Annotated in this window: 21 protein-coding genes; 13 read left to right on the plus strand and 8 right to left on the minus strand. The window is 70.8% G+C overall.

The window, feature by feature from the left end:
- The first annotated feature begins 28 nt into the window (after window positions 1-28).
- Window positions 29-892, plus strand: a complete 864-nt coding sequence (locus AC3WLB_RS20500; RefSeq protein ID WP_492509189.1) for an SDR family NAD(P)-dependent oxidoreductase — start codon at window positions 29-31, stop codon at window positions 890-892.
- 11 nt (window positions 893-903) lie between these two features.
- Window positions 904-2,169 (plus strand): NADH:flavin oxidoreductase/NADH oxidase, encoded by a 1,266-nt coding sequence (locus tag AC3WLB_RS20505; protein WP_492509191.1) that lies wholly within the window; start codon window positions 904-906, stop codon window positions 2,167-2,169.
- On the opposite strand, the gene AC3WLB_RS20510 is transcribed toward AC3WLB_RS20505, so the two are convergent.
- Window positions 2,147-2,908 carry a hypothetical protein gene (locus AC3WLB_RS20510; RefSeq protein ID WP_492509193.1) on the minus strand — a complete coding sequence of 254 codons (762 nt, stop codon included), beginning with the start codon at window positions 2,906-2,908 and terminating at the stop codon, window positions 2,147-2,149. The genes AC3WLB_RS20505 and AC3WLB_RS20510 overlap by 23 nt on opposite strands.
- 4 nt (window positions 2,909-2,912) lie before the next feature.
- Entirely contained in the window at window positions 2,913-3,683 is a 771-nt protein-coding gene (locus tag AC3WLB_RS20515; RefSeq protein WP_492509195.1) for an SDR family NAD(P)-dependent oxidoreductase, read from the minus strand.
- A gap of 197 nt (window positions 3,684-3,880) precedes the next feature.
- On the opposite strand from AC3WLB_RS20515, the gene AC3WLB_RS20520 reads away from it, so the two are divergent.
- From AC3WLB_RS20520 to AC3WLB_RS20535, 4 genes are all read left to right on the plus strand, one after another.
- The gene (locus tag AC3WLB_RS20520; RefSeq protein ID WP_492509197.1) at window positions 3,881-5,107 is read left to right on the plus strand and encodes an ABC transporter substrate-binding protein; all 1,227 of its coding nucleotides are present in this window, start codon (window positions 3,881-3,883) and stop codon (window positions 5,105-5,107) included.
- A 100-nt stretch (window positions 5,108-5,207) separates the two neighbouring features.
- Window positions 5,208-6,068, plus strand: a complete 861-nt coding sequence (locus AC3WLB_RS20525; protein ID WP_022896953.1) for an ABC transporter permease subunit — start codon at window positions 5,208-5,210, stop codon at window positions 6,066-6,068.
- Window positions 6,069-6,070: 2 nt separating this feature from the next.
- Window positions 6,071-7,888, plus strand: a complete 1,818-nt coding sequence (locus tag AC3WLB_RS20530; protein ID WP_492509200.1) for a branched-chain amino acid ABC transporter ATP-binding protein/permease — start codon at window positions 6,071-6,073, stop codon at window positions 7,886-7,888.
- Window positions 7,885-8,664: an ABC transporter ATP-binding protein gene (locus tag AC3WLB_RS20535; RefSeq protein WP_492509202.1), complete on the plus strand. Its 780-nt coding sequence runs from the start codon at window positions 7,885-7,887 to the stop codon at window positions 8,662-8,664. Before AC3WLB_RS20530 ends, AC3WLB_RS20535 begins: the two co-directional genes overlap by 4 nt.
- A 47-nt stretch (window positions 8,665-8,711) precedes the next feature.
- On the opposite strand, the gene AC3WLB_RS20540 is transcribed toward AC3WLB_RS20535, so the two are convergent.
- Window positions 8,712-9,323, minus strand: a complete 612-nt coding sequence (locus AC3WLB_RS20540; RefSeq protein WP_492509204.1) for a TetR/AcrR family transcriptional regulator — start codon at window positions 9,321-9,323, stop codon at window positions 8,712-8,714.
- Between the two features lie 103 nt (window positions 9,324-9,426).
- Between AC3WLB_RS20540 and AC3WLB_RS20545 the strand changes: the two genes are divergently transcribed.
- Window positions 9,427-10,425, plus strand: coding sequence for an NADP-dependent oxidoreductase (locus AC3WLB_RS20545; protein ID WP_492509323.1), 999 nt, complete (start codon window positions 9,427-9,429; stop codon window positions 10,423-10,425).
- 31 nt (window positions 10,426-10,456) lie between these two features.
- On the opposite strand, the gene AC3WLB_RS20550 is transcribed toward AC3WLB_RS20545, so the two are convergent.
- A complete protein-coding gene (locus tag AC3WLB_RS20550; RefSeq protein ID WP_492509206.1) occupies window positions 10,457-10,804 on the minus strand; it encodes an ArsR/SmtB family transcription factor in 348 nt (115 codons plus the stop codon).
- A gap of 57 nt (window positions 10,805-10,861) precedes the next feature.
- Between AC3WLB_RS20550 and AC3WLB_RS20555 the strand changes: the two genes are divergently transcribed.
- The 3 genes from AC3WLB_RS20555 (at window position 10,862) to AC3WLB_RS20565 (ending at window position 14,130) form a co-directional block, all read left to right on the plus strand.
- On the plus strand, window positions 10,862-12,091 hold the full coding sequence (locus tag AC3WLB_RS20555; protein ID WP_051047878.1) for an MFS transporter: 1,230 nt from the start codon (window positions 10,862-10,864) through the stop codon (window positions 12,089-12,091).
- Between the two features lie 83 nt (window positions 12,092-12,174).
- The gene (locus tag AC3WLB_RS20560) at window positions 12,175-12,765 is read left to right on the plus strand and encodes a TetR family transcriptional regulator (RefSeq protein ID WP_022896945.1); all 591 of its coding nucleotides are present in this window, start codon (window positions 12,175-12,177) and stop codon (window positions 12,763-12,765) included.
- Between the two features lie 111 nt (window positions 12,766-12,876).
- On the plus strand, window positions 12,877-14,130 hold the full coding sequence (locus tag AC3WLB_RS20565; protein WP_492509209.1) for an MFS transporter: 1,254 nt from the start codon (window positions 12,877-12,879) through the stop codon (window positions 14,128-14,130).
- Here AC3WLB_RS20565 and AC3WLB_RS20570 read toward each other — a convergent pair whose 3' ends face one another.
- On the minus strand, window positions 14,131-14,976 hold the full coding sequence (locus AC3WLB_RS20570; RefSeq protein ID WP_492509211.1) for an oxidoreductase: 846 nt from the start codon (window positions 14,974-14,976) through the stop codon (window positions 14,131-14,133).
- A 75-nt stretch (window positions 14,977-15,051) separates the two neighbouring features.
- Between AC3WLB_RS20570 and AC3WLB_RS20575 the strand changes: the two genes are divergently transcribed.
- Entirely contained in the window at window positions 15,052-15,690 is a 639-nt protein-coding gene (locus AC3WLB_RS20575) for a TetR/AcrR family transcriptional regulator (protein WP_492509213.1), read from the plus strand.
- 12 nt (window positions 15,691-15,702) lie between these two features.
- Here the strand turns inward: AC3WLB_RS20575 and AC3WLB_RS20580 are convergent, their stop codons facing one another.
- The 3 genes from AC3WLB_RS20580 to AC3WLB_RS20590 all read right to left on the minus strand — a co-directional run bounded on the left by AC3WLB_RS20580 (window position 15,703) and on the right by AC3WLB_RS20590 (window position 17,769).
- A complete protein-coding gene (locus AC3WLB_RS20580) occupies window positions 15,703-16,275 on the minus strand; it encodes an NUDIX hydrolase (RefSeq protein ID WP_492509215.1) in 573 nt (190 codons plus the stop codon).
- A gap of 148 nt (window positions 16,276-16,423) precedes the next feature.
- Window positions 16,424-16,957, minus strand: coding sequence for a nuclear transport factor 2 family protein (locus tag AC3WLB_RS20585; protein WP_492509217.1), 534 nt, complete (start codon window positions 16,955-16,957; stop codon window positions 16,424-16,426).
- The gene (locus AC3WLB_RS20590) at window positions 16,954-17,769 is read right to left on the minus strand and encodes an SDR family NAD(P)-dependent oxidoreductase (protein WP_492509219.1); all 816 of its coding nucleotides are present in this window, start codon (window positions 17,767-17,769) and stop codon (window positions 16,954-16,956) included. Before AC3WLB_RS20590 ends, AC3WLB_RS20585 begins: the two co-directional genes overlap by 4 nt.
- 65 nt (window positions 17,770-17,834) lie before the next feature.
- Between AC3WLB_RS20590 and AC3WLB_RS20595 the strand changes: the two genes are divergently transcribed.
- Together AC3WLB_RS20595 and AC3WLB_RS20600 are read left to right on the plus strand one after the other, a co-directional pair.
- Complete coding sequence (locus tag AC3WLB_RS20595; RefSeq protein ID WP_492509221.1) at window positions 17,835-18,833, plus strand: SDR family oxidoreductase; 999 nt, start codon at window positions 17,835-17,837, stop codon at window positions 18,831-18,833.
- Complete coding sequence (locus AC3WLB_RS20600; RefSeq protein WP_492509223.1) at window positions 18,830-20,050, plus strand: acetyl-CoA C-acetyltransferase; 1,221 nt, start codon at window positions 18,830-18,832, stop codon at window positions 20,048-20,050. Before AC3WLB_RS20595 ends, AC3WLB_RS20600 begins: the two co-directional genes overlap by 4 nt.

Raw genomic sequence — 20,050 nt, forward strand, 5'->3', positions numbered from 1 at the left:
ATCCGCTCGACGACGATGAGGAGGCGACGTGGCCGACGACCCCCAGGTGTGTCTCGTGACCGGCGCGAGCCGCGGAGCGGGGCGCGGCATCGCACTCGCTCTCGGCGAGACGGGAGCGACGGTGTACGTCACCGGCAGGAGCACGACGGATGCGCCCTCCAGCGAGCCGGGAACCGTCGACGACACCGCGGCCGAGATCACGCGCCGCGGTGGGCACGGGATCGCCCTGGCCTGCGACCACACCGACGATGCGCAGGTCGACACCGTGGTCGACCGCATCCGCGCCGACCACGGGCACCTCGACGTGCTCGTGAACAACGCGCTCGCCGTGCCGGCCGGGCTGACCGAGAACGCGCCGTTCTGGGAGCTGCCGCTCGGCCTCGACGCCATGTTCGGCGTGGGCCTCCGTTCGACCTACGTGATGACGCGCGCCGCCGCCCCACTCCTCATCGCCCGGCCGGATCGTCGGGCCCTGGTCGTCGCGACCTCCGGCTTCGGCGGCGGCTGCTACCTGCACGGCCCCGCCTACGGCGCGGTGAAGGCGGGGGTGGACAAGATGGCGCACGACATGGCGGTGGACTTCGAACCGTTCGGTGTGACGTCGGTGTCGATCTGGATGGGCCTCGTGCGCACCGAACGCACGCTGCGGGCCCTCGGCGCGGAGGGCGGCTACCGGGGGCCGAGCCACATCACCGAATCGCCGGAGTTCACCGGCCGGGTGATCGCAGCGCTCGACCGCGACGCCGACAAGCTCCGCTTCACCGGGCGCGTGCTGGTGGGCGCCGAGCTCGGGGCCCTGCTCGGTGTCACCGACGTCGATGGCGCGCACCCGGCGAGCCGCCGCCTGCTGCTCGGCGATCCGCCGCGCTACTCCGACACCGTGATCCGGTAGGACGGGCCCGGATGTCGCTCCTCTTCTCGTCGCTGACGCTTCGCGGCACCCGGCTGCCCAATCGCATCGGGGTGTCGCCGATGTGCATGTACGCCTCGGCCGACGGCTACGCCACCGACTTCCACCTCGTGCATCTCGGGCGCTTCGCGCTCGGCGGCGCGGGCCTCGTGCTGACCGAAGCGACCGCGATCACGCCCGAGGGCCGCATCTCGCACCACGACCTCGGGCTCTGGCAGGACGACCACGTTCCCGGGCTGCGGCGGGTGGCCGAGTTCGTGGCCGGGCAGGGCGCGGTGCCGGGCATCCAGCTCGCCCATGCCGGACGGCGCGCGTCGGTCACCGAGCCCTGGCGTGGCGGACTGCCCCTGAGCGACGACGACGGTGGCGGCGGGGACAGCAGCACCGGCGAGCGGGCACGCTGCGAGCGGACCCCCGGCGAGCCGGCACCGCGCCAGCGACCCTGGCCGACCCGAGGTCCGTCGCCGATCGCGCCGGGACCAGGATGGCCGACCCCGCTCCCCCTCACCCGCGCCGACATCGCCGCCTCGGTCGCGGCCTGGGCCGCCGCCGCACGACGGGCGGTGCGCGCCGGCTTCCAGGTGGTGGAGCTGCACGGCGCCCACGGCTACCTGCTCCACTCCTTTCTCTCCCCGCTCGCCAACCGGCGCGACGACGAGTACGGCGGCAGCCCCGAGGCACGCCTGCGCTACCCGCTCGAGGTGGTGCACGCGGTGCGCGACGCGATCGGCGACGAGATCCCGCTGCTCTTCCGCCTCTCGGCGGTCGACGCCGCCGTCGACGGACTCACCATCGACGACACCGTGCCGATCGCCGCCGCACTCGCCGCCGCCGGCGTCGACCTGATCGACACCTCATCGGGCGGCATCTCGACCGATCGCTCGGTCGACCTCCGCGTGCGCCGCGGCTACGCCTTCCACGCCGACTACTCGGCGCGACTGCGCCGCGAGGTGGGCGTGCCCACCGCGACCGTCGGCCTCGTGGTCGACCCCCGGCAGGCCGAGCTCCTGCTCGAACGCGGCGACGCCGACCTCGTGCTCCTCGGCCGCACCGCGCTCGACGACCCCGAGTGGCCGCACCACGCAGCCCGCGTGCTGGGCGAGCCCGCGCACTCCGGCGAGGAGCCGGGCGCCGGCCCGGGCGTCTGGGGCGACATCCGCTTCGCCGACGCCCTCGCTCAGCGCCGGCGCGTGCTCGACCGGCTGGCCGCGAACGGGGAGACCCCGCTGAGCCGGTTCACCAGTCCTGCCACGGAATGATCGTGGTCACGGCGGTCTCGAGCTCCACTCGGGCGCCGTCGGCGGCGGCATCCCGGCGCGCGCCGAGCTCGGCGATGCCGGGCGCGAGGGCGACGGGGTCGTCGTCGAGATAGACCAGCCGGATGCGCAGACTGCCCGGCGCATCCGTCACCGCCCCCTCGAGCGGCAAGGTGGAGTGGCGCTGGGCGTGATCGAACGAGAACGTCCACACCCCGGCCACGCCCGGCAGCGCGAGCAGCTCGGGCACGAGCTCGCGATCCTCCCAGGCGAACCGCTCGTGCACCGATGCCGAGTGCGGCTCGGCATAGGACTCGAGCGTGACGTGCAGTCCGCGGTTGGGCCGGAAGGGCAGCACGTCGGGCGACACCAGAGCGCTCGGCGCCGAGTAGCCCTTGACGGGCCGGAAGAATGCGAGGAGCGCGCGCCGCACGCCCGGGATGATCGGTCCGCGGCCCCACTGGAACGACGCCTCCCCGAGCGCATCCCACTCGGCGAGACTCTGCGCGAGCGGCTCGCGGAACCAGTACATCGCCAGGTAGTCGGTGTCGGCGTACTGCTCCGAGGCTCGGCCGCGCGCTGCGGCGTCTGCGGGGCGCGCCCAGCGATCGCCCCACGCCACCCCGGGCAGCGCGAGGTTCTCGGGCCGGTGATCGAGCTGGTGCCACTCGTTGTAGCGCCGGCGTTGGCTCGGATCGGTCAGTTCGACCAGCGAGAAGAAGGCGAGCGGATACGCGGTCATCGGCTCAGACCCCGTACGCGCCGTCGACGTCGAGTTTCTGGCCCGAGATGAACCCGGCCGCGGGCGAGGCGAGGAACATCACCGCCTCGGCGACGTCCTCCGCCTGGCCGAAGCGGCGGAGCGGGATGTTCGCGGTGGCCACGGCGAGCGCGCGCTCGTCGAGATCGCCCGAGGCCATGAGCCGCGCCGACATGCCGTCGTGCAGCATGCCCGGCCCGACGCAGTTGACGCGGATGCCGAAGCGGCCCTCCTCCACGGCGAGCGCGCGGGCGAGCGCCTCCACCCCGCCCTTCGGCGCCGCCGAGAGGCCGTCGCGCACGGGATAGCGGCGGGTGGCGGCGGAGGTGACGACCACGATCGACCCCGCCGATTCCCGCAACGCCGGCAGTGCGGCGTGCGCCACGGCGAAGAAGCCCACCAGATCGGCGTCGACCTGCGCGGCGAACTCGGCCGGCGCGACCTTCGAGAGATGCACCATCGGCACGTGCGGCCCGGCCGCGTGCACCAGGGTGTGCACCGCGCCGTGCCGTTCCGTGAGCTCGGCCACGAGGGCCGCGGCAGCGGCGCCGGCCTGCTCGGCCGGCAGGCTCAGATCGAGCGGATGCGCCGACACCTGATCCCCGAGCTCGGTGAGCAGCGCCTCCGGCGGCCGTGAACGATAGGTGAGAGCAACCGAGGCCCCGGCCGACCGCAGCTTTCGCACCACCGCGGCGCCGATGCCACCCGAACCCCCGGTCACCAGCGCGACCCCGCGCATCCGGTCGAACCCGCTCATCCAGCCCCCTGACTTCGTCGTCTCGGACGGCAAACGTAGCACCGAAAAATTCATAAACCAAGCGTTTGATTGGCATGGTGATTTCGCGACTCGGCGTGCTACAGTTCAGAAACTAACAATCGCTTGGTCGACGGAGATTCCGCCGCCGACGGGCTCACCGAGAATGTGTACCTCGTCATCTTCAAGGGAGAAGAGTCGTGAGAAGAAGGCTAACGATCCTCGCCGCAGGAACCGCGGCAGTCGCACTGGCATTGACCGGATGCGCGGGAGGTGGCGGAGCATCCGAGACCCCCAGCAGCACCGGCGGCTCCGGCAACTCCGAGCCCTACCGGGTGCTGGTGCTCGGTGGTCTGAGCGCGCAGGGCGCACTCGCCACCAACGCATCGACCTCCGTGCTCAGCGCGCAGGCGGGAGCTGAAGACATCAACGCCGCGGGCGGCATCGCCGGGCGGCAGGTCGAGGTGACGGTGGTCGACGACCAGGCCGACCCGACCGTGGCCGTCACGAAGGTGCAGGAGGCGATCAGCTCCGACACCCCGCCCGACCTGGTGCTGAACTCCGGCCCCTCGACCGTGGCGGAGGCGACGCTGCCGATCATCAGCGGCGCGGGCATCCTGTCGTTCAACATCGGACCCACCGCGACCTCCTCCGACCCGAAGCAGTCGCCCCTCAACTTCGACCTCTCCCCCGGGCCGAGCGACTACCTCAAGGGTTTCGTGGCCGAGCTGAAGGACAAGGGCTACAAGAGCGTCGGCATCCTGCACGGCAGCAGCTCGTACGGCGAGCTGTTCGGCAAGCTCGCCGAATCGACCCTCTCGGACGCCGGATTCGATGTCACCGACAACCAGGAGTACGACGTGGCGTCGCTCGACATGACGCCGCAGCTCTCCGCGATCCAGGCGACCAACCCCGACGCCCTCATCCTCGACGCGTACGGTGCTCCGCTCGGCTACGTGCTGCAGGGCGTCGACAAGCTGGGCTGGGACGTGCCGATCGTCGGCAACAACTCGGTCGCGGCATCGCCGGTGGCCGGCAAGCTGCCGCCGGACGGCGTGGTCGGCACCCCTCAGGCCGCGAACCTCATGATGGAGGTCTTCCAGAGCACGAAGTACGACCCGGCCGCCACCGGCGTGAACGACGCGGTGAAGACCATGCTCTCGATCGGCCCGATCAACGCCTCGCTCATCCTCGCCTACAACTACGACGCGTTCCCGCTCGTGGCCGCGGCGGCGGAGAAGGTGGGCAACGCCGACGACGCACAGGCCTTGGCCAAGGCGCTGGAGGACACGTCGGTGACGGAGAGCGCGAAGACCGTCATCCTCAAGCGGTACGGTTTCACCGCGGAGTCGCACAGCCCCAACGTCGGCGCCGACGAGTTCCTGTTCATCGCGCCGTCCGAACTGAAGAACGGCCAGTACCAGTAATGCCCCTCGAACGCGGCGTCCCGCTCCGTCAGCCGACGGGGTCGGGCGCCGCGTTCGGCTTGCCCGCCCACGACTTCGCCCACGACTTTAGGAGAGCGATGTGCTGACCCTCGTCCTCGGCGGCCTGGCACTCGGAGCGATCTACGCCCTGGTGGCCATCGGCTACAACATCGTCTTCGTCTCATCGAAGACCTTCAACTTCGCGCAGGCGCAGCTCATGATGGTGGGCGCGTTCCTGACCTACACCGCCACCGAGACCTGGCACCTGCCCTGGTACGTGGCGGCGCTCATCGCCACCGCCGGCGTCTCGGCCGTGGCGCTGGCCGAGTACTACATCGCCATCCGGCCGGTGAAGAACCACGACAACATCCTCGTGACCACGCTCGGCGCATCCATTCTGCTCACCGGCGCCGCGCAGCTGATCTGGGGTGGCGAGCCGCTCACCGTCAGCTTCTTCGGCGGCAACGACGCCATCGACCTGCTGGGCGCCCGGGTGTTCCCGGTGGAGCTCGCGCTCATCGCCCTCGTGATCGTGGTGGTGGTGCTGCTCTCGCTCTACGGCAAGTACTCGCTGAAGGGCCTGGCGCTGCGGGCGATGTCCGAAGACCGCGAGGCGGCGCAGCTCCGCGGCGTGAACGTGGCGCGGCTCGCGCTCATCGCGTTCGTCGCATCCGGAGCGCTGGCCGGGTTCCTCGGCATCTTCGTGGGGCCGAAGACGTACGCGGTCGTGACCCTCGGCGCCTCGCTCGCCCTCAAGGGCTTCGTGGTGCTGGCGGTCGGCGGCTTCGGGTCGATGCCCGGCGTGCTCGTCGGCGGCCTCATCGTCGGCCTCGTCGAAGCCATCGCGGCCCGCTACCTCGGCGGCGACTTCGCCAGCCTCTCGGTGTTCATCATCCTCATCCTCGTGCTGCTCATCCGGCCCGCGGGGTTGTTCGTCCGCACGCGAGAAAGAACGGTGTAGCCATGGCTCTGTGGTTGCGATTCCGCTCCATTCCGGGCTGGATCATCCCTCTCATCCTCGGTGTGCTGGTGATCGTGCTGCCGCTCATCGGCCTGCCGCAGCCGCTCGCGCGGCAGATCCAGCTCACCCTCATCCTCGCCCTCGTGGTGAGCGGCCTGAACCTCAGCCTCGGCTTCGCCGGGGAGCTCGCCCTCGGGCAGGCCGCGATGTACGCGGCAGGCGCCTACACGGCGGGGCTGCTGTCGAAAGCGGGCGTCACCGACCTCGTGCTGCAGTTGCTGCTGTCGGCGCTGGTCGCCCTCGTGGTGGGTGTCGTCACCGGCATCCCGGGGCTCCGGCTCGGCGGGTGGTCGCTCGCGATGACGTCGTTCTTCCTGGTGCTGCTCCTGCCCGACATCGTCTCGATCTTCGGGGAGTACACCGGCGGGCGCAACGGGCTGAGCGGCATCCTCTCGCCCACCCTGCTCGGCTCGACGCTCACCCCCGACCAGCTCTACATGGCCATCGCCGTGGTGGCGCTGATCTGGTTCGCGTTCTTCCGCAACCTCACCGTGTCGCGGCACGGCGTGGCGTTCCGGGTGCTCAAGCAGAGCCCGGTGCTGGCGTCGTCGCTCGGCATCTCGGTGTTCCGCAAGAAGCTGCTGGCCTACGCGCTCGGCGCCGTGCCCGCGGGCCTCGCCGGGGCGCTGTTCGCGAACCTGCAGCACTACGTCTCGCCCGAGTCGTTCAGCTTCACCTTCGCCACGACGGTGCTCGCGGCGTCCATTCTCGGCGGTTCGGCGAGCGTCTACGGCGCACTCGTCGGCGCCACCATCCTGCAGTTCGCGCTCAACCAGTCGACGCAGCTGCAGCAGTACGCGCTGCTGTTCTCGGGCGCGTTCCTGGTGATCGGCGGCGTCGTGCTCACCGGCGGTCTCGCCGGACTCGTGCGCATTCTGGTGCGCCGGCTGGATGCGCGGGCCGCGGCCCTGAAGCCGGTGTCGGAGACGCCGGCGGGCACCCTCGAGGAGCTGCACGGCGAACCGTTGCAGGTGAACGCCGTGTCGAAGGCCTTCGGCGGCAACCAGGCGCTCAAGTCTGTGTCGCTCACGGCGGAGCCCGGCCGGGTGACGGCGCTGATCGGCCCGAACGGGTCGGGCAAGACCACCCTCCTCAACATGATCAGCGGGTTCTATCGCACCGACTCGGGCACCGTGACCGTCGGGTCGCGCGAGGTGCAGGGGCTCTCGCCCGACCGGGTCGCGCGAGCCGGTGTCACGCGCACCTTCCAGACCCCGAACATCCCGGACGGCATCAGCGTCTTCGACGCGGTGGTGGCGGGGCGCTACGCCAGCAGCCCGGTCGACATCGCGTCGTCGGTGCTGCGGCTGCCGAAGTTCCGGCGGGTGCGGCGCGACGACGAGCGGGTGGCCGAGCAGATGCTCGCGCTCACCGGGCTCGGCCGCCTGCGCGACACGGAGGCGACCTCCCTTCCACTCGGCCAGCGACGGATGCTCGAGGTGGCGCGCTGCCTCGTCGCCGACCCGCGCGTGCTGCTGCTCGACGAGGTGGCATCCGGTCTCGACGAGGACGAGGTGGCGCGGCTCGCCGAGGTCATCCGCGCGGTGACGGCGGCGGGCGGCACCGTGGTGCTGGTGGAGCACAACTTCCAGCTCGTGCTCGACCTCGCCGACGACATCGTGGTGCTGGCGCACGGCGAGGTGATGGCGAAGGGCTCGCCCGCCGAGATCGAGTCGAACCCGCGAGTGCTCTCGGAGTACCTCGGCGTGACGCCCGACGAGCTGACGCCCGGCGGATCGACGATCGGAGAGCTGCTGTGAGCGACCAGGTGCGAACGGCTGGCGCCGCGGATGCGCCGCTGCTGTCGGTTCAGAACCTCGCCACCGGCTACGGCGACCTGCGGGTGGTGTGGGACGCGTCGTTCGAGGTGCGCGCGGGCGAGCTCACGGTGCTCCTCGGGCGGAACGGAGCCGGCAAGACCACGACTCTCCGGGCCGTGACCGGCCTCAACCGCATCTCGGGGGGCTCGGTGCGGCTCGACGGCGAGGACATCTCGAAGCTCTCGAGCTCCCAGCGGGTGCGGCGCGGCATGTCGTACGTGCAGGAGGGCAAGCGGGTGCTGCGCGGGCAGACCGTGGAGCAGAACCTGCTGCTCGGCGGCATCACGCGGAAGGTCTCGCGCAAGCAGCTCCGCGCCGAGGTGCAGGGTGTCTACGAGCTGTTCCCCATCCTGTTCGAGAAGAAGGACCTCCTGGCCGGCAGCATGTCGGGCGGCCAGCAGCAGATGCTCGCGATCGGCTCGGCACTGATGGCGAAGCCGCGGCTGCTCCTCCTCGACGAGCCCTCGGGCGGTCTCGCCCCGGTGATCGTCAAGGAGGTCATGCAGCGGGTGTCGGAGCTGACCTCGACCGGCATCGGCGTGCTGCTCGTGGAGCAGGCGGTGGAGGCATCCGTCGCCATCGCCGACCACGTGGCGGTGCTCGACATGGGCCGCACGGTGCTCTCGGCGCCGGCTTCGGAGGTGTCGGACATCGAGGTGCTGAAGGATGCCTACTTCGGCCGCCACACGCCGGCCGGCTCCGGCGGCGCCGCGTGATGCACCTCGCCGCCTAGCGGGCTGCGTTCAGTCGCTCCGCGGCGTGGTCAGCGGCGGAGGAGCACGCCCACCTGCTCGCGGATGTCGGCCGAGATCTCCTCGGGTGTGGAACGCAGGTGGATCGGCGAGGCGAGGCTGACGAACATGATCGCCGAGATGGCGCGCGCGAGCGGTCCGGCATCCGTGCGCGGCAGTTCGCCCGTGCTCACGAGGATGTCGACGACCGCGTCGTCGAGCCGGGCGATCAGTTCCAGGCCGGCCCGATGGTGGGGTTCATCGGGGTCGCCGAAGACGAGCTCCCGAAGATAGGTACGGCCGTTCTCGATCTGCCGACGGTTGCAGACGATGACCGGCTGGATCATCGCCATGATGCCGTTCAGGCATCCGCCGGCCGCTTCTGACGCTCGGCTCCCGGCCTCGATCGCCTCGGCGTAGTGCTTGTTCTGCACGAGCAGCAGCAGCTCGGCCTTGTTCTTCGCGTAGAGGAAGAGAGTGCCGGTGCCGATGTCGGCGGCATCGGCGATCTGCTGCGTCGTGACCTCGTCGACGCCGTGCGCGCCGAAGAGGTCGTCGGCGGCCGCGATGATGCGCTCGAGCTTCAGCTGCTTGTTGCGCTCACGGCGACCCAGCGGAACGGGGGTGACGTCGGTCTCGGTCATGGCGCCCCCATCCTATCGCGTTTCAGTGTCGCGCTCATTTGCGATTCCAGTCATAACTGAGTAGCCTCAGTATTATTCACGATGACTCGAGGAGACGATGACGATGAGGGCTTTCCAGATCGACCGCTACCGGGGGGAGATCGCCGAAGCGAACGTCCCGGAGCCGATCGCCGGTGCGCACGACATACTGGTGCGCGTGCGGGCCGCCGGGGTCAACCAGCTCGACCTCAGGCTCGCCCACGGCGACTTCAAGGCGCTGCTGCGCTACGACCTCCCCCTCACCCTCGGTCACGAGGTCGCCGGAGTCGTCGAAGCCATCGGCTCCTCGGTCACCCGATTCGCGGTCGGCGACGAGGTGTTCGCGCGGCCCGCCGACTTCCGCATCGGCGGCTTCGCCGAGCGCATCGCCATCCCCGAGGCCGACGTCGCCCTGAAGCCGGCGACGCTGAGCATGGTCGAGGCGGCATCCCTCCCACTGGTCGCCCTCACGGCGTGGCAGGCCCTCGTCGGGCGCGCCGACGTGAAGCCCGGCCAGCGGGTGCTCATCCACGGCGGGGCCGGCGGATTCGGTTCGGTCGCCATCCAACTGGCCAAGCATCTCGGCGCCCGCGTCGCGACCACGGCGAGCGCGTCGAATGCCGAGTTCGTGCGTGGGCTCGGCGCCGACGAGGTGATCGACTACCGATCGCAGGACTTCGAGACGCTGCTCTCCGACATCGATCTCGTCATCGACGGCATCGGCGGGAAGAACGTCGAGAAGTCGCTCCGCGTGCTTCGCCCCGGTGGGCTCGCCATCGGGATCGCCGGGCCGCCGGACCAGGCCTTCGCCCGCGCGATCGGCGCGAACGCCGGGCTGCGCCTGGCGATCACGGCCCTGAGCGCCAAGGTGCGCCGGCAGGCCGCACGCCTGGGCGTGCACTACTCGTTCCTCTGGGTGCGGGCCGATGGTGCACAGCTGAGCGAGATCGCGGCCCTCATCGACGCGGGCGTCCTGCATCCGGTCGTCGGGCGGGTGTTCCCCTTCGCCCAGACGCCCGCGGCCCTCACCGCCTTAGAACGAGGTGGCCTCCGCGGCAAGGTCGTCGTCGATCTCGTCGACTGACCCGATCCCCCCGGCCGCTCCCCGCCGGCCGCTAGGCGTCTGGCTGCACGTCCGAGACGGCCTCAGCACTGAGGACCCCCGCGAGAAGCCCCGGGAACCGCGATTCCACCGCCTCGTGTCGCAGTCGCAGCTCCTTGTTGCGCCCCACCATCCGGTATTCGACCAGCCCGGAATCACGCAGTGACCGCAGGTGGTGCGTCACGGTGGACTTGTGGAGCCCGCCCCAGGCGTCGACGCCGAGGGAGTGCCATCCGCCGTCCGCGAGGCGCTGCACGACGAGGAGGCGGCTCGGATCGCTCAGCGTCTGCAGGATGTCGGTGAGACGGAGATCCTCGACTCTCAGCGGCGGCTGTGGTTCGTGCTGCACCTCATCGGTCATGCGCATCCTCGTCAAAAATGGTTTGGTTTTGGCAATACTATGGCCTATCGTGACGGTATGACTTCCATCCAACCATCCAGCTCGACGGTCGCACTCGCCGCACGGTGGTCGACCTTGGCCTTCGCATTGTTCCTCGTGGGCAGCTACTCCTTCGCGATCGCGGGCGTGATGCCGGCGATCGCGTCCGACCTCGACTCTACGCCGACCCTGATCGGCTACACGATCACGATCTACGCGCTCGTCATCGCGGTGTTCGCACCGGTGATCGCGGTTGCGGGGTCCCGCATCTCGCGGACGACACTCATGGCGGGGGCACTCGGAGTCTTCGTCGTCGGCGTCGCCGTCTCGGCGGTCGCCCCGACCTTCGTCGTGTTCGCGGCCGGACGCGTCGTGGCCGCCATCGGCGGTGCCGCACTGATTCCGACCGCCACCGCCGCGGGCGCCGCCATCACGCCACCCGCTCTGCGCGGGCGGGCGCTCGCCGTCGTCGGAATCGGCTTCACCCTCGCCACCGCGGTCAGCGCACCGTTGAGCAGTGCGGTCGCCGCGGGGTCGAGCTGGCGCACGCCGATGCTCGGGATCGGTGTGCTCGGGGCGGCCACCCTGCCGGTCATCCTCCTCCTGCTGCGCCGCATCCCCGCCGAGCGTCCCGTCTCGATCGCGCGGCGACTGTCCGCGCTCCGTGACGCGCGAATCGTCACGCCGTTGCTGGCCACCGCTCTCGTCGGAGCCGGCTTCAACCTCACCTTCACCTTCAGCGCGGTCTTCACCGGCTATCAAGGTACGGAGCTCGCCATCCTCCTGCTCGCCGCCGGCGTCATGGCCGTCGTCGGCAACAGCGTCAGCGGCCCCCTCACCGACCGTTTCGGCAACCGACGCGTCGGCGGCGTCTTCATCGTCCTCGACGTTCTCGCCCTGGTCGCGATCACCTTCGCGGGCCGCGGATTCGTGGGGCTGGCGATCGGATTCATGGTCTGGGGCCTCGCCGCCTTCGCCGCGCTCGTGCCGCTGCAGCATCGGTTGCTCACGGTGGACCCGCCGACCGCATCCATCGCGATCTCCTGGTTCAGTACGGCGCTCTACGCCGGCATCGCCTTGGCGCCCCTGACCGCGGCGGCCGTCCTCGCGCTGGATCCGGGTGGCGCCACCATTCCAGTCGCCGCGGCAGCGCTCACCGCACTGGGCTTCCTCGCGTTCGGCCTGGGCTTCGTGGGGCTGAAGCGCGCATCGGGCGCCCCGGCCATGCCGTCCGAGCAGACGGTCGGCGCCACGACGGACGCGTCATGAGCGGCGATCCCGACGGCGAACCGTGATGCCGGCCGGGGCGCGCAGCCCTCTTTCGGTGCGCGGTGCCTCGATACGATGGGCACGTGAGCGAGACGAGTGCGCATCCGATGGCCCCGACCCGAGCCGGGCGGCCCCGCAGCGCCGAGGCGCGCGAAGCCGTGTTGCACGCGGTCGACGAGATGCTCGTCGACGTCGGATACGCCGCCATGACAATGAAGGGCATCGCCGAGCGTGCGGGCGTCGGTCGCCAGACCGTCTACCGGTGGTGGGCGACCAAAGCCGAGATCCTGATGGAGGCGACCACGATCGACGCCGCCGAAGCGCTCGCGTTCGACCACTCCGGTGACCCCGGATCCGATCTGCTCAGGTTTCTCGCCCAGTGGCGGGGCTTTCTCTGCGACGACCCCTCGGGACTGGCCTATCGCGCCTTGATCGGTGAGGCGCAGCACGATGCCTCTGTCCGCGCGCTGGTTCAGGATGCCGACCTCCTCGGGACGACGTCGCGGCATCTCCTTGAATCGCTCGCATCCGACCTCCCCGGGCTCCCCGACCTGACGCTGGCGGCCGACCAGCTGACCGGGCCGCTGCTCAGCCATGTGCTGCTTCGGCCGGCGCCCCCCGACGACGACATGCTCGCCGGGCACGTCGCGACACTCCTGCGGGCGTGGAGCTGACGAGCCGAGCGGTCAGCCGATTTGCGAGACACTGCGTCTCGTAATACTCTCAATAACGAGGCATCGTGTCCCGTTATGGCGACGCACGATCGTCGCCCACAGAGGAGTCCCATGCCGTCGTCCACCGATCCCGCTCTCCGCACCTCACGACCCACCCGTTTCGCCGCTCCCAGGAACCGGCGGTCGCGCGCCTATCTCATCGGCGGGGGCGTGGCCATGATGGGCGACAACATCGAGCACGTCATCAGCTACTGGGTGCTCTGGGAGACCTTCCACTCCCCGGCCCTCGTCGGCTTCCAGGTGATCAGCCACTGGCTCCCCTCCCTGCTGTTCTCCGTGCAGTTCGGCGCCCTGGCCCAACGATTCGACTGTCGTCGGCTCATCCAGATCGCGCAGGGCACGTTCTTCCTGGTCTCGGTGACCTGGGGCCTGCTGATCTGGTCAGGCACCCTGAACGTCTGGGCCGCCTGCCTACTGCTGCTCGCACACGGAATGGCGGGCGCCCTGTGGCGCCCGGCCGAGCAGATGATGCTGCACGACTTCGCCGATCGCGACGACCTCCCGGGCACCGTTCGCATGAATGCGACCTTTCGCAGCCTGGGCGTGCTGTTCGGGCCGGTCGTCGGCTCGGTTCTGCTGCTGGGCGTGGGCCCGGTGGCCGGCATCTTCATCAACGCGCTCTTCTACCTGCCGCTCAGCATCGTGCTGCTGCGCACCCGCCTCACCGGGCACATCCGGGATGGCGTCGTCACGCGCGGGAGGATGTCCTTTCCTGCCACTCTGCGGATCGTCGCGCAACTCCGGTCGCAGAGGCTCCTCGTCAGCATGATCCTGCTCGCCGGGGCGAGCGCCGTCTGCGTCGGAGGCTCGCTCCAAGCATCCATGCCCCACTTCGCGATGGCTCTGGGCACGGGAGACAGCGGCCTCTCCTACGGAATGCTGCTGTTCGCAACCGGGGCAGGCGGGGTGCTGGGCGGATTCCTCATGGAAGCCACCGGCGCCGTCCGGCCCGACGCGCGCTCCGCCTTCATCAGCACCGCGGTGTTCGGGGCCACCATCGTGGCCTTCGCGCTCACGCAGGACTACCTCGTCGCCCTGGTGACCCTGGCCCTGGGCGGCGCCGCAGACATGGCCTCGACCTCGATCGCGCAGAGCGTCGTGCAGTTGGCGGCGCCGGCGGCCGAACGTGGCCCGGTGCTCGGCGCGTTCAGTATGGCCTCGAGCGGCCTCAGCACCTTCAACGGTGTCACCCTGGCCGTGCTGGGAGCGGCGATCGGCATCCCCGCGACCGTCGCCTGGGGCGGTGCCGTGTTGATCGGCGCGACGGCTGCGCTCGCCATCTTCGCCAGGACGGGTGGTCGGTGATCATCCGTCGCCGTCAGTGCGATCGGTCGACCGCGACAGCTCGGCCCAGGTCGCGATCTCGACGTCGACGGCGGCGCGACCAGCGCCGACCAGGCGAAGGGCGTCCGAGCCCAGCAGAAGATGAGCAGGGGGCTCGTCCTCGTCGAGAATCGACAACACGACTCGAGCGGCCTTCGCCGGATCGCCCAGCTGGTTTCCACTGGCCTCCTGGCGGGCCGCGCGGATGGGGTCCATCAGTTCGTCGTAATCGGCGATGGACCGATCGGCGCGAACCATTGATCGGCCCGCCCAATCGGTGCGGAACGACCCGGGAGCGATGGCGGTGACGTGGATGCCCAGCGCGGCCACCTCCTTGCCGAGTGTCTCGAGGATGGCTTCGAGGGCGTACTTGCTGCCGCAGTAATACGACAGCCCCGGCACCGTCATCAGCCCGCCCATGGACGTCAAACCCAGGATGTGACCGGCGCGCCGTCTCCGCATTCCGGGCAGCACCGCCTGGATCACCGCGACGGCTCCGAAGACGTTCACGTCGAACTGCCGACGCAGATCGGCCATCGACGACTCCTCGAAGACACCTTCGTGCCCGTATCCCGCGTTCGCGATCAGCACGTCGATCGGCCCCACCTCGCGTTCGGCCTCGGCCACCGCGGCGAACACGGCCTCGTCGTCGGTGACATCGAGCAGCAGCGGGACTGCACGCCCGTGGTCACCGAGTAGGGCGAACTCCGCGGCGTCAGCCGGGCGACGAACCGTGCCGACGACGGTGTGACCTGCCGCGAGAGCGGCCTCGGCGAATGCTCGCCCGAATCCGGAGCTCGCTCCGGTGATGAAGAAGATCTTTTCCATCTCTCAATAATCAACGCCACGTCGATTTTCGTCAACTCATCGACGATTCGCTGAGTCGTCCCGTATTCTCGAGTCGTGCCCCCCTACACCTACGACGAGAGCGGCCGCCGCGTGCGGAGCCCGTCGAAGGGGCAGTTGCGCGAGATGGCCATCCTCGACGAGGCCGAGAAGCAGCTCGTCGCCCATGGCCCGGAGGCGATGACCGTGGAGACGATCGCCGGCGCCGCCGGCCTCACCCGGGCATCGCTCTACTTCTACTTCCGCTCGAAGAACGACGTCCTGGCGGCATTGGTGCGGCGCGTCACCGTCGAGCTCACGGGCGCCGTCGCCACGAGGGGCATCGCAGTGCCCGACTCCCCCGGCGGGGCGATCCGCAGCGCGATCGCCCTCACCCGCGATCTCTGGGAGCGGCACGGTGCCGTCATGAAGGCCGCCATCGACCTCTCGGGCTCCGTCCCGGCCATCGCAGCCCTGTGGGAAGACGCGCGCGAGGCCATCGTCGACAGCGTCGGAGACCTCGCCGGCGACGCCACCGTGCGACGCGGCGGAGACGACATCGATGTCGACGTCGACGTCGACGTCAAGGATCTCGTGCGGGTGCTGGTCGGCATGACCGAACGCGCCTTCTACGACGCCACACGCCGAGGGACGTCACTCGACGAGGCCGAGGCTGCGGTCGCCCTCGTCTGGGCACGATCCCTGACCGCTGTGTGAGGCTACCGACGGTCAGGCCCGCGATCCTGACGCCGACCGCCGTGCCCGTCGCCGGATCGATCGGATGCGCGTGTCGAGTGCTGGCGCGGCGTCGCCCGGGAGCGCCGACACCGGCCACCACCTCACGTCGTCCGACTCGGCGCTGACAGCGAGCGACGCCTCGGGGTCGACGATGACCGCGATCCCGAAGTCCAGGTGCGACCGGCAGGCTCCGAAGCCCTCGGGCAGCTGATGGTGATCGAGGTCGTACGCGACGATCGACCGCTCCGGCAGGCCGCGAATGCCCGTCTCCTCCTCGAGCTCGCGGAGTGCAGCCTGGGGGATCGAGGAGTCGTCCGGTTCGAGATGTCCGCCGGGTTGCACCCAGAAGCAGCCCTTGCGATGGAAGACGAGCAGCGTGGCGGTCAGGGTCGGGTCGAAGACGACGCACGAGGCGGTGGCGTGAGTCGCGCCCTGCCCGCGGCCGAGCGGGGTCTCCGCCCCACTGAATGCCGCCACGAAGTCGGCGTGCGTGCGCTCCTCCGCCGCGTCGCCCGGCAGCCACTCCCGGATGAGCCGATGCGCCGAATCCCGTTGCCCCGTCACGGCGCCACCCGCTCGGATGCCTCAGCTCTCGGCCCGCCGAGGAGGAAGCGGAGGTTCATGACGTCGAGTCTAGGAAGTGTGTGCTGTTTCGAAGCCACGTCGCCGCGGCTCGGCATCGATCGCGATCCGTGCGCCGCGACGCCCGGGCTCAGGCGAGGCCGACGCGGGCCCGGAGGGCGGCGAGGGGATCGGCCGCCGTTCGGGTGCCGCGGGGGCCGGGGCCCTCGGGGTCGCGGAGGCGGCCGGCGTCGGTGCGGGTCCACTCGCGCACGGCGGTGCGCTCGGCGATGAGCCAGCGGCCGCCGTCGAGGCGGACGTGGTCGACGTAACGGAAGCCGCTCGTGAAGTTGCGGTCGGGGTCGTCGCGCGGAGTGCCCCAGTGCACGGCCGTGCCGTACGTCTCGGCGACCGCCTCGCTCACGTCGCCCGAAGCGCTCGCGCCCACGAACTCGACGAGGTGGTTGCCCACCAGGTGCATCGTGCCGTCGAACTGGGCGAGCTTGCCCTCGAGCCAGGCGACGAACGCATCCGCTGGGCCGTCGAATCCGGTGTGGTGATCGATGCCGTCGGCCGTGTACACCGCCCGCACCCCGGCCAGGTCGCCGCGGTCGACGGCCCGACAGTAGCGCAGCACGGTGTCGTGGATCTCGGCTCGTGCCGCCAGCCACCCTTCAGGAGTCATGCGCGGTCGGGGAGGTTGGTCCAGCCCTTGCGGTCGGCCCGGGCGTACCAGCCGCTCGCCGCGAGGGTGCCGCCGTCGACCGGGATGACGTGGCCGGTCACGAAACCCGCGGCGTCGGAGAGCAGGAACTCCACCACCCGCGCGTAGTCGTCGGGCACGCCGAAGCGCCCGAGCGGCAACCAGGTGCGGATGAGGTCTGGGTCGCGCCCCCGCAGCATCGCCGCGGCCGGCGTCTGCGCCGTGTCGGCGAGGTCGGGAGCCACCCCGTTCACGCGGATGCCCGATCCGCCCAGCTCCACCGCGAGGCTCTGCGTGAAGGCGCTCACTCCGGCCTTGAAAGCGGCGTACACGGCGTTGGCCGGGATGCCCCGGTACGCCTCCACCGTCGACACGTTCACGATCGCGCCGCTGCCCCGCTCCACCATGGCGGGCAGGAGCGCATGCGTGACCGTGAACATGTGCCGCAGGTTGAGCTCGTAGAGCCGCTGCCAGTGATCGGGCGTGCTGTGCAGGAAGGTGCGGCTGGCGGGGCGGAAGTCGCCCACGTTGTTCACGAGGTGGTCGGCGCCGCCGTGCTCGTCGACGACCGCGGCCAGCCGCTCCACCACCGCGTCGTCGGTGATGTCGCCCGGAACGGCGACCGCGCGACCACCCGCCTGCTCGACCTCGGCGATGGTCGCGGCGAGCGCATCCGCATCGATGTCGTTCGCGACGACGAGGTCGCCTCGCCGGGCCAGGCGCCGCACGATGCCGCCGCCGATGCCGCCGGCGCCACCCGTGACCACCGTGACCGGTCTGCGTTGATCCGTCATGCAACAAACCTAGCATTTGTTTGGTACAGTTTCGAGAACAGCGACGACGCGACGAGGGAGGCCGGATGTCCGTGATGCTCGACCTGTCCGGCCAGACCGTGCTCGTCACCGGCGGCGCGCGTGGCGTCGGGCGCGGCATCGTCGAACGCTTCCTCGCGGCGGGCGCGACGGTGGAGTACTGCGCGCGACATGAGCCCGACCTGTCACCCGGCGGCGTCGGTGCTGCGCGGTTCACGGCCGTCGACGTGCGCGACCCGGATGCACTGCAGGCGTGGGTCGACGACGTCGCCACCCGGCACGGTCGCATCGACGTGGCCGTGAACAACGTGGGCGGCTCACCGTTCGGCCGCTTCGAGGCGGGGTCGCCCCGGTACCTGCGGGCGCTCGTCGAGCTCAACTTCCTCTCGGCCGCCTTTCTCAGCCGCGCGGTGCATCCGGTGATGGCGGGGCAGGGGCCTCGCGGAGCAGGCGACACGGCAGACGCGGGCGACGCGAACGGGTCGATCATCAACATCAGCTCGGTGAGCGCTCAGCGGCCGAGCCCGGGCACCGCGGTGTACGGCGCCGCGAAGGCCGCGCTCGAGAACCTCACGGCGACGCTCGCGGCGGAGTGGGCGCCGCGCATCCGCGTCAATGCCGTGCGCTGCGGGCTCGTGGCCACGGAGGGTGCCGCCGACCACTACGGCTCGGCCGAGCAGTACGCCGCGGTGGCCGCCACCATCCCGCGGGGGCGCATGGCGACACCGCAGGAGATCGGCGACGCCTGCGTGCTCCTCTCCTCCCCGCTCGCGGCGCACGTCACCGGAGCGGTGCTCGCCGTCGACGGCGGCGGCGAGTGGCCCGCCTTCCTCCAGCACACGCCGAACGCGGACGTGTTCGCAGCGGCGCCCTCGCGCCCGGCCGCCGCGTCTGCACCCGGTGCCGCAGCCGCCGCATCCGCCGCGACCGCTCCTGCCGCGACCCCAGCCGCCGGGGCGGTCCCTGCGTCCACCGCCGCGGCCCCCGCATCCGCCCCCACCGTCGCGCCCGCGTCGCCGGACGCACCCGAAGGAGTCACACCATGACCGAAGCCGTGATCGTCTCGGCCGTCCGCTCGCCCATCGGGCGCGCCTACAAGGGATCGTTGCGCGAGATCCGCCCCGACGACCTGGCGGTGCAGATCGTGCGCGCCGCCCTCGACGCGGTGCCCGAGCTCGACCCCGCCACCATCGACGACCTCATGCTCGGCTGCGCCCAGCCGGCCGGCATGCAGGGCTACAACCTGGCCCGCATCGTGGCGATGCAGCTCGGCTACGACACCCTGCCCGGAACCACGGTGCACCGCTACTGCTCCTCGTCGGTGCAGACCACGCGCATGGCACTGCACGCGATCAAGGCGGGCGAGGGCGACGTGTTCATCTCGGCCGGGGTGGAGACGGTGTCGCAGTTCGGCAGCGGCAAGTCCGACGGTCTGCCCGACACGAAGCACCCGGACTACGCCGCCGCGGCCGAACGCACCCGGATGCTCGCCGACGACCCCTCGCTCACCTGGAGCGACCCGCGCGACGAGGGCCTGGTGCCCGACATCTACATCGCGATGGGCGACACCGCCGAGAACGTCGCCCAGTTGCGCGGCGTCTCGCGCGTCGCCCAGGACGAGTGGGCGGTGCGCAGCCAGAACCGCGCCGAAGCGGCTGCCGCCCGCGGCTTCTGGGAGCGCGACATCACGCCGGTCACGCTGCCCGACGGCACGGTGGTCTCGCGCGACGACGGTCCGCGCGCGGGCGTCACGCTCGAGGGCGTGTCGGGGTTGCAGCCCGTCTTCCGCCCGCACGGCACGGTGACCGCAGCCAACTGCTGCCCGCTCAACGACGGCGCCGCCGCGCTCGTCATCATGAGCGACACCCGCGCCGCCGAGCTCGGGCTCACGCCGCTCGCCCGCATCGTCTCGACCGCGGTCTCGGCGGTGAGCCCCGAGATCATGGGGCTCGGCCCGGTGCCCGCCGTCGCCCGCGCCCTGCAGAACGCGCGGATGTCGATCGGCGACATCGACATCCTCGAGATCAACGAGGCGTTCGCCGCTCAGGTGCTGCCCTCGATCGACGACATCGGCATCGACCCCGACCGCGTGAACGTGAACGGCGGCGCCATCGCGCTCGGCCACCCCTTCGGCATGACCGGCGCACGCATCGCCACCACCGCCATCCACGCCCTGCAGGAGCGCGACGAGCAGTTCGCGGTCGAGACCATGTGCGTGGCGGGCGGCCAGGGCATGGCCATGGTGCTCGAGCGGCTGAGCTGA

This window comes from Herbiconiux sp. FW305-C-125 (genome assembly GCF_058783455.1).

Excerpts from the sequence above, each read along its gene's own strand:
- AC3WLB_RS20595 (WP_492509221.1), top strand. The coding sequence starts at position 17,835 with ATGTCCGTGATGCTCGACCTGTCCGGCCAGACCGTGCTCGTCACCGGC.
- AC3WLB_RS20590 (WP_492509219.1), bottom strand. The coding sequence starts at position 17,769 with ATGACGGATCAACGCAGACCGGTCACGGTGGTCACGGGTGGCGCCGGC.
- AC3WLB_RS20510 (WP_492509193.1), bottom strand. The coding sequence starts at position 2,908 with ATGACCGCGTATCCGCTCGCCTTCTTCTCGCTGGTCGAACTGACCGAT.
- AC3WLB_RS20570 (WP_492509211.1), bottom strand. The coding sequence starts at position 14,976 with ATGGAAAAGATCTTCTTCATCACCGGAGCGAGCTCCGGATTCGGGCGA.
- AC3WLB_RS20545 (WP_492509323.1), top strand. The coding sequence starts at position 9,427 with ATGAGGGCTTTCCAGATCGACCGCTACCGGGGGGAGATCGCCGAAGCG.
- AC3WLB_RS20600 (WP_492509223.1), top strand. The coding sequence starts at position 18,830 with ATGACCGAAGCCGTGATCGTCTCGGCCGTCCGCTCGCCCATCGGGCGC.
- AC3WLB_RS20565 (WP_492509209.1), top strand. The coding sequence starts at position 12,877 with ATGCCGTCGTCCACCGATCCCGCTCTCCGCACCTCACGACCCACCCGT.
- AC3WLB_RS20515 (WP_492509195.1), bottom strand. The coding sequence starts at position 3,683 with ATGAGCGGGTTCGACCGGATGCGCGGGGTCGCGCTGGTGACCGGGGGT.
- AC3WLB_RS20585 (WP_492509217.1), bottom strand. The coding sequence starts at position 16,957 with ATGACTCCTGAAGGGTGGCTGGCGGCACGAGCCGAGATCCACGACACC.
- AC3WLB_RS20540 (WP_492509204.1), bottom strand. The coding sequence starts at position 9,323 with ATGACCGAGACCGACGTCACCCCCGTTCCGCTGGGTCGCCGTGAGCGC.
- AC3WLB_RS20555 (WP_051047878.1), top strand. The coding sequence starts at position 10,862 with ATGACTTCCATCCAACCATCCAGCTCGACGGTCGCACTCGCCGCACGG.
- AC3WLB_RS20505 (WP_492509191.1), top strand. The coding sequence starts at position 904 with ATGTCGCTCCTCTTCTCGTCGCTGACGCTTCGCGGCACCCGGCTGCCC.
- AC3WLB_RS20530 (WP_492509200.1), top strand. The coding sequence starts at position 6,071 with ATGGCTCTGTGGTTGCGATTCCGCTCCATTCCGGGCTGGATCATCCCT.
- AC3WLB_RS20550 (WP_492509206.1), bottom strand. The coding sequence starts at position 10,804 with ATGACCGATGAGGTGCAGCACGAACCACAGCCGCCGCTGAGAGTCGAG.